Source organism: Oleiphilus sp. HI0080 (assembly GCF_001635135.1).
In genome coordinates this window covers 1-2,367 of the sequence record NZ_LWFU01000601.1, presented here as the reverse complement: position 1 = coordinate 2,367, position 2,367 = coordinate 1, and the positions used below count along the sequence as shown (strand labels likewise).

The 2,367-nt window shown below is 50.2% G+C and carries 1 protein-coding gene; it reads left to right on the top strand.

Annotated elements, in window-relative coordinates:
• Positions 1-291: 291 nt before the first annotated feature.
• A partial coding sequence (gene rapA, locus A3751_RS13140; protein ID WP_068456770.1) for an RNA polymerase-associated protein RapA occupies positions 292-2,367 on the top strand: 2,076 nt, incomplete at its 3' end.

Below are 2,367 nucleotides of genomic sequence, written 5' to 3'. Positions count from 1 at the left end.
TGAATCGCAAGTTTCGATCTCATGACACCTCCTTAAGTCGGATGGCTAGGCTTTCATTCAGAACTCAGAGAATCTCGCGTCTTTCACTTGAACGACTACACTCTCACTCACTCGCATTTAGTTTAGTCTACAACCCGAGTTTTAGGTACTTATTAATTATCGGTGAATGACACGAAATTGATGTGGATCATTATGTGAGTCGCTTATCATCAGTGCTAGAATGCGCGCCGCGTTTTGTCCGTGCATTTAGCCGAGCAGGTTACAGATTAATTGTTTTAGGGGTAGTAGAAGATGTCTTACCGAGTTGGTCAGAGATGGGTTAGTCAAACCGAACCAAAACTAGGGTTAGGGATGATCTCTGAGCTTGAAGGACGGCGAGTAGCAATTACATTTCCAGCAGCGGATGAAGTCCGCACTTATGCGCTCGATCAGGCACCGATCTCTCGTGTGATCTACAAGGTTGGCGACACGGTGTCGGACCATGAAGATGCTGAGTATGTGATTGAGGATGTCGAGCTTGCAGACGAGCTCGTGTTTTACACGGTGAAAGACACCAACAAGCAGTTGAAGCGGATGAGTGAGGTGGAGCTTAACTGCTTTATCCAGTTCACCAACCCCTTACAGCGATTGAGCAACGGCCACTTTGACAGAAATCGTGCGTTCCGTTTGCGTTATGAGACCTTGCAACACAGTCACGCCATGCAAAAGGCCGGTATTCGGGGCTTGCTCGGTTCCAGAACGAGTTTATTGGCGCACCAATTGTATATCGCGCGTAGCGTCGCTGAGCGTTTTGCACCGCGTGTTCTTCTTGCTGATGAAGTGGGACTTGGTAAGACGATCGAGGCTGGCATGATCATTCATGCTCAGCTGCAGCGAGGACTTAGCTCACGTGTTCTGATTTGTGTTCCCTCTACCCTTATTCACCAGTGGTTGGTCGAGATGTTGCGCCGGTTTAATCTGCGCTTCTCTATCTTTGATCAAGACCGCTGTGACTCGCTGATTGAAGAGGGTATCGATAATCCGTTTGAATCAGAACAGCTAGTTCTTTGTGATTTGTCAGCGCTTACTAACAGCGAGCAATTGCGTCGCTATGCGAGTGAGGCTGCGTGGGATCTTTTTGTGGTTGACGAAGCGCATCATCTTGAATGGTCTACAGAGCATGTCAGTGAAGAGTATCGCTGTGTAGAAAGCATTGCGCAGGCAAGTCGCGGTGTGTTGCTGCTGACGGCAACGCCCGAGCAAGCAGGGTTGGAGAGCCACTTTGCGCGCTTACGTTTGTTGGACCCTGATCGCTTCCATGATATTCAAGCTTTCATTGAGCAAGAGAAGCACTATGGCGCTATTTCAGATCAGGTGAAGCGACTCCAAGCACTTGAGCCGGAATCGCATATTGATTCGGAATTGAAAGCCGAGCTTGAGCAGGTGTTGTCTTCTCCAGACGATTATGACTGGTCGAAGACCTCCTTTGAGCTGGTGCCAGAGCTCATCAATGAGCTTCTCGATTTGCATGGAACAGGGCGAGTCTTATTTAGAAATACCCGTGACGCAGTCGAGGGGTTCCCAGAGCGGATTCTTGTTCCTCATGAGCTCGAAGCCGCTGCCGCTGATGCTACATCCATCGCGGACGACCCAGAGGTGAGCTGGCTGATTGATTTCCTTGAGGAGCGTCGCTCCGAAAAAGTGCTCGTAATTTGTTCCAGCGCCGAGCGTGCGCTGATTGTCGAAGAGTATTTGCGCCTGCGTCAGGGGTTTAGAACAAGCGCCTTCTACGAGGGTTTGAGCATTATCGAACGTGACCGTGCGGCGGCGTATTTCGCTGATCGAGAAGAGGGTGCTCAGGCCTTGATCTGTTCGGAAATTGGCAGTGAAGGGCGTAATTTCCAGTTTGCGAGCAACCTTGTGTTACTGGATCTTCCAAAGAATCCGGATTTGCTGGAACAGCGCATCGGGCGCTTGGATCGAATCGGCCAATTGCGCGATGTTCAGATTCATGTGCCATATATCAAAGGCTCGGAGCGAGAAGGCTGGTATCGCTGGTTCCATGAGGCGCTGAATGCGTTTGAAACGAGTTGCCCGGCAGGCTATGCCATTCAACAGCAGTATGACGATCGCCTCAAACAGTATTTGGACGCCGCGGATTACAACGCTGATGGCGCAAGTCAGTTTATAAGCGAGGTGCGCGGCCATCAAGAAGCGCTGATGGCGGAAATGCAGCAAGGCCGCAATGTATTGTTGGAATTGAACTCCTGCCGAACGGAGGAGGCGCAAGCATTGATAGAGTTGTTGGAGTCTGAGGAACGGAGCCAAGAACTCGCCGCTTACATGCAGCGTGTTTACGATTTATATGGTGTTGAACAAGAGCATCAA